This window comes from Pseudomonas sp. 05T35 (assembly GCF_056396605.1).
The window spans coordinates 1-5318 of record NZ_JBFTLU010000458.1; the positions used below are offsets into that span (position 1 = coordinate 1).

General features: G+C 51.6%; 7 protein-coding genes, 1 tRNA gene and 1 pseudogene. 4 read left to right on the forward strand and 5 right to left on the reverse strand.

The features are described 5' to 3' along the window. The first annotated feature begins 47 nt into the window (after nt 1-47). Together AC1DH9_RS25220 and AC1DH9_RS25225 are read left to right on the forward strand one after the other, a co-directional pair. Nucleotides 48-132, forward strand: a tRNA-Leu gene (locus tag AC1DH9_RS25220). A 167-nt stretch (nt 133-299) separates the two neighbouring features. After that, nucleotides 300-629: a hypothetical protein gene (locus AC1DH9_RS25225; protein ID WP_347929007.1), complete on the forward strand. Its 330-nt coding sequence runs from the start codon at nt 300-302 to the stop codon at nt 627-629. A gap of 227 nt (nt 630-856) precedes the next feature. On the opposite strand, the gene AC1DH9_RS25230 is transcribed toward AC1DH9_RS25225, so the two are convergent. Genes AC1DH9_RS25230 through AC1DH9_RS25240 form a run of 3 tightly spaced genes read right to left on the reverse strand, consistent with a single transcriptional unit; the run spans nt 857 to nt 2536 of the window. Further along, nucleotides 857-1213 (reverse strand): DUF7079 family protein, encoded by a 357-nt coding sequence (locus tag AC1DH9_RS25230; protein WP_427543130.1) that lies wholly within the window; start codon nt 1211-1213, stop codon nt 857-859. Continuing rightward, nucleotides 1198-1980, reverse strand: coding sequence for a hypothetical protein (locus AC1DH9_RS25235; RefSeq protein WP_427543127.1), 783 nt, complete (start codon nt 1978-1980; stop codon nt 1198-1200). Before AC1DH9_RS25235 ends, AC1DH9_RS25230 begins: the two co-directional genes overlap by 16 nt. 10 nt (nt 1981-1990) lie before the next feature. Next, nucleotides 1991-2536: a PAAR domain-containing protein gene (locus AC1DH9_RS25240; RefSeq protein WP_427543124.1), complete on the reverse strand. Its 546-nt coding sequence runs from the start codon at nt 2534-2536 to the stop codon at nt 1991-1993. Nucleotides 2537-2725: 189 nt separating this feature from the next. On the opposite strand from AC1DH9_RS25240, the pseudogene AC1DH9_RS25245 reads away from it, so the two are divergent. Further along, a pseudogene (locus tag AC1DH9_RS25245) lies at nt 2726-2910 on the forward strand (hypothetical protein); the annotation flags it as partial. A 144-nt stretch (nt 2911-3054) separates the two neighbouring features. Beyond that, on the forward strand, nt 3055-3543 hold the full coding sequence (locus AC1DH9_RS25250; protein WP_477808993.1) for a DUF3916 domain-containing protein: 489 nt from the start codon (nt 3055-3057) through the stop codon (nt 3541-3543). A gap of 78 nt (nt 3544-3621) precedes the next feature. On the opposite strand, the gene AC1DH9_RS25255 is transcribed toward AC1DH9_RS25250, so the two are convergent. Both AC1DH9_RS25255 and AC1DH9_RS25260 read right to left on the reverse strand, forming a co-directional pair. Continuing rightward, nucleotides 3622-3798 carry a hypothetical protein gene (locus AC1DH9_RS25255; protein WP_427543118.1) on the reverse strand — a complete coding sequence of 59 codons (177 nt, stop codon included), beginning with the start codon at nt 3796-3798 and terminating at the stop codon, nt 3622-3624. Nucleotides 3799-3814: 16 nt separating this feature from the next. Next, nucleotides 3815-5318: anti-phage dCTP deaminase (locus AC1DH9_RS25260; protein WP_477808994.1), on the reverse strand; the 1504-nt coding region annotated here is incomplete at its 5' end.

A 5318-nucleotide genomic window follows, 5' to 3' on the forward strand; every position in this document is an offset into this window, starting at 1 on the left:
CCTGATTGACCGACGGTTATCTCATCTCTATACTTCGCCGCCATTGAGCCCTGATGGCGGAATTGGTAGACGCGGCGGATTCAAAATCCGTTTTCGAAAGGAGTGGGAGTTCGAGTCTCCCTCGGGGCACCAAAATTAAGAAAGGTCTTGCTTAGCAAGGCCTTTTTTTTCGCCTATAGAAAAGCCACCCCGCCCCCGTGGGAGCTGCCGAAGGTTCGGGCCGCGTTCGGACGATCTTTTGATCCTGCTTCTCTTCCACACCCCTTGACCGGCGGACCATTTCACAAGGATTCCCCTCCATGGAATTACCCCTGGAAACAGTCGCCCTCTTCTCCCTAAAACTCGCCTACGAAACGGAAGACCAAAGCCCGATCCTGCGCGACGACCTGATGATGGGCGACTACCAGCGGGACGTATTCGGCTTGCTGGTACGCAGAGGTGATGTCGAGACCATCAAGGTCAAAGTGGCTGAATGCGTGGGGCTGGCGCTTGAGGCGATTGGTGGGGCTGGTACGCCGCTGGGTCGAGAGCTGGATAGATTGTCGGGAGATTTCAGCGCTGCGCAGACGCTGGAGCAGCTTGATAGTCCGCTGATTGCGCTTAAGGATTATTTGAAAGATATTCAGTGAGTGATCGGGTTGGGGGCAGCTTGCCCCCTTTTCACCGACTGATACTGGGCAGGGGTTTGGCTGATGTGAGAATGGACCTGTCCCCCACTGGTGGAAAGTCGAGCACGGCTCCGAAGTGGTTGAAAGCAGGCTGAAAAAGTAAGATCGCTTCATCTGAAAAAGGGCCCAAACGGGCCCTTTTTGTTGATAGCTACAAGTCGAAAAAATCCAAACTTCTCACTGCGAGCTCACAGCCTGCTGACGATTTCCTTCCAGATATACCCGTAGTTGTATTCCAGCCAGCGGACAAGCAGCTTGTCGAACTGCCTACGAAACCAATTGTTTCTCCTGGCCGCGTATCTTTCTTCAATCATGGCGTTGAGGGAGTCGGGATCGAAGCCTGTCCATACTGTTGGAAGGGCTGCCGCAATATTGGTGTAGCACACTGGCGCGACTTCGGAGTAAAGGATCTCGTAGAGGGTTTGAGGATCAACACCTCTCACCTGCCTTGCTATGTAGTCGTAATCAACCGGAAAATCATTGAACGGATCCGAGAGTGCGACTCTAATTTTTGTCAGTTCAGGCTGACTTAAAAAATGTTCCAATGCGAGAACTCCTCTAATTCCTCATCGAGCGAGTCCGCTGCGGTTTGGCCGGCGAAACCACCGGCAACAGTTCCAACAATTACAACTGCAAATGCACAGATCGGAGCGCCTGGCCCACAGAAGGCGCTGACTCCAAGCCCAGCCAAAATACCACCCGCCGCACCGCCACCCATTATGAGGCCCTGACGTGCCGTTTCTTTTACTTTATTTTCTGCATTCAGAATTTGATAAGTAGCCAGAGCAGCGGTCACCAAAATGCCAAGTTTGCCCATGAGCTGCATTTTTTTAGTGCCCTGCGTAAATTTGACATCATCGCGCCCTGCCGCTTCCAAAATTGTGTAATGAACCTTGTTCTGTTCCGCTGGAGAAAGGAAGTCGTAATTTTTTTTGAAAAGATCGTTGGAGTAACGATCAAAAAGCTTCTGCAGATCTCTGCCACCCGCCTTCTTTTTTTGGACGACAGCCAAGCCCTGCGCAGAGGTGACCTTGCGGTGTTCCATCAAGATCTTGTTTCGCATCTCGTTGCTGAACTGCACACCCTCTCGCGCCGTAATTTTCCCGGCCTTCACATCCTCCAGCGTCTGCTGTGACATACGCTTTATGTTTTTCGTATAGCTCGCCCTTACTTTTTCGTCAGAGATCGCGTCTAGAGAGAATCTCAGTGCAGTGCCCTCCATCAGCTCTAACGCCTTGTCGAGTGGAGAGTCTTGTAAGGCATGCTCACGCTGAACAACATAGCTGCCGGTGACGAGATACGGCTCGGTCATAGGATGTTCCTTATCCTAGAATTCTGTTCAAAAAGCTCTCTGTGAGAGACGAGGAAACCATAGGCGCCTCGTCTTCGAATTTGAGCATCACGCATGTCTTACCGGACGTGTTCGAAAACTTCACCGCGTTGTCTTTATCGAATACACCAGGCAGTGATGAGCCATCCTCGAAATGCGCGATGCACGACAAGCCCTCGTAGCTTTCTTCAGCAGGGATTCTGAAGCCGATCCAGCGCGCGTAACCAGCTAATGGCGTGGGAGGTACAAACTCGCAGGGTGTATGGCTATCTCCGATTATCACCGTCCCCGACCCGCCAACTACGATGCCGCCGTGGGCGCCACCGGTGTCGATGGTTGCGGCATTCCTGCCGTTGATGAACACAGTCGAAGACAACCCTGATGAAAGCGCACTACCGCAAGTGCAGGTGTCGCCCTGACTCGCAGCGGGAAGACCGTCAAAAAACACGTCAGGAGAACCTGTCGCAATGGGATTGCTACCGTGCCCCGGCAACGGACAACTGTATGGATCACTCTTACGCGCTGCTGGCTTAGCCACTATGACCTCCTGTCAAAAATCCTTGTGAGCGTCGTAACCTAGCAGAACAGCTCGCCCATTAGGAATCGTCGTGACGATGGTCGTATGCAAATTCAGCGTTCAGCGCACACTAGAACTGATCGGAGCGTGAACTCAGAATTGGCTATGAAACGCAGAAGAAACCGCTTTTCATTGCAAAAGCCAAAGGCCGCTTTGCTGGTACGCAGAGGTGATATCGAGACCATTAAAGTCAAAGTGGCTTAATGCGTGGGGCTGGTACGCCGCTGGGTCGGGAGCTGGATAGATTGTCGGGAGATTTCAGCGCTGCGCAGACGCTGGAGCAGCTTGATAGTCCGCTGATTGCGCTTAAGGATTATTTGAAAGATATTCAGTGAATGATCGGGTTGGGGGCAGCTTGCCCCCTTTTCATGGACTGATACTGGGCAGGGCTTTGGCTGATATGAAAGTGGCCCCATCCACTTTTCCATTGCGCCAGCAGACAACAACGAAAGACTTTTCGGCATCACAAGGACGTATCAATGCGGCAAATCGCCCTCAGCAACAAGCCACTCAGAGGCATTCCCCGCCGCCTTCGCGCTCTGGAACGCTGGGCCTCCAGTTTTCGCGACGAGTTTCACCCGCGATCCGTGCACATGGAGCGCTACACACACTGGAAGATCCCGGTGCACGCAGCCCTGGTCCAAGGCCCTCAAGCCAGGATCGAAGTTCAGGCCTTCTGCATTCAGCAACTGCTCGAAGCCGCTAGACACCTGTCCAACGCTGCTGACCGCTCACAAGGTTATTACCGGGTCGCTTGTCTGCTGGTGTGGCCATGGGTTCATCAGAGCGAGATCACCCTCTTCTATGACCGGGACTATTATCTGGGTTTTCTCGGTGAAACCAACACGCTCAAGCCCGAGCGGATCAGTGATGCTCTTGCGCTGCACACACCAGCGCATTTCATTGAGCATGGGCATGACGTAACTCAACCTGACGATGAGGTCGCATCCTGCTCAGTCACTATCTAAGCGTGACAAGTTAATATAAAGCCGCTAACAATAAAACAGCGGTAGCTATATTAATCCGAGACACCTAAATTTAAGGGATCATCGGGTGTTACGATTTTTCGTGCCAGATGCTGACTCTTGTTTCTCGTTAGAATCGCGAACAATAAAACTGACGGAGTTTTCAAGTTTCAGCCCAGATCTAATTGACTCGGGCCACTCTTGCATGGCTTGTTGAGCCTTGATCACTTGCTGCGCCAAAACACTTGACTTTTTCATGTTCCCCGCTCCGTATTCAGTCTGCTGAGAGTTTAACATTAAGTTTAGCAAGAAGGTTTGGAATTTCACGACCGACTATCAGTTGCTCCAGCTGAAGGTAGGTGTCGATATACCGCACGATACGGGGCTGATGGCCCATTTCCCGCCAGTCTACGGCCCTCCCATCATCATCTTTACGCGGCCGACTTGGCTCGAATATTTCTTGATACTGACGTGGCGCGATGCCTTGGAACGGCTCAAAATTCACCTGCGTTCTCGACGCGGTCGGGGCATCAATGCTAATCGAGTCCTGATGCAACTGTTTGGCTTTGCTCTTCGGATACGGCTCAATATAAACGACACGCTTGATACCACTCGCCACAATATGCCGAGCACACATATGACAAGGAAATGTCGTGCAATACAACGTCGCTCCAGCGACGGATACCCCTAAGCGCGCGGCGGACATCAGCGCAGCCATTTCAGCATGAACGCTCCTGCCAAACTCTAGGATATTCATTATCCTAGTGTTCTTAAGTATTTTTTTGTCCGCCCCGGAAATCAAATTTTGCACCAGTGAGCTAATATCTTTTTCTGTTGCCTTGGCAGAGAGTAAACCATTTGTATTTAGGCGCTCGAGCATTTCCCCCAAAACCTGTACCCGCTCGTCTGCCATTGAGTCGATACCTTTTTGGAAATCACGGGCGTCATCTTTATCCCCCGGCCAATACAAATCACCTCCAGACTTAGGGACGTCGTTGCATCCTACTGCAATAATATCTCCCTCTGGCTTCAAGATAGCAGCGCCAACTTGCCGGTTTAGATCCGCTGACCGCAGCGCGGCAGATCTGGCGTGATAAATGCCATGCTCGTCACGTGAGGGTGTGAGAAAGGAACTTCCAAATATGAGTTGTAGAAAACGACCTATTTGAAAATCTATAGTTGATTTGCTCCTCCCGTCGACAAAGAGGTCCGCCAGGGGAAAAGCATCTTTTACATCTTGGCCGAGAGGGATGCTTTCTTCCTGCTCATCCTTTTGAACTAACGCTTCGGCAATCGCACGAGGGTTAGTTCCCACTCCAAACTGGGATCTACTTATTTTTTCAGATAAGGCGGTTACGCGGACATCGCGAGGTGAGTAGACAGAAATAAGAAAAAATCCTTTCCCGTACACGGCCCGGAGCATTTCAACTTCTTTAGGATGCTTCAAGGACCTCAAAATGAACGCGTGTCTTGAGGGCTCCCCTCCGCTGTGGTCATCTCGAAGCTGCCGGATTGCCGCTAGTCCCAGCATCGCTACTGCGGCACCCTCGTTGCCCTCAACCCTGAGTCTCGTACCCGCTTCCATGAGCGCAGCTATGCGTTCAGCTTCAGGCTTCGAGTTGTGAGAAGTATCAAAAAAACTTTCTATCTGCTCGCTGAGCCTGACGACATGAGGAGTGTACTCAAGGCCATTAAGCTGGCTTTTCAATACCGCGATAACGGGGTCAAGGTTTACGCCAATCGGCCCCACTAACCCAAAGACCAGCTCGGGGTCTTTC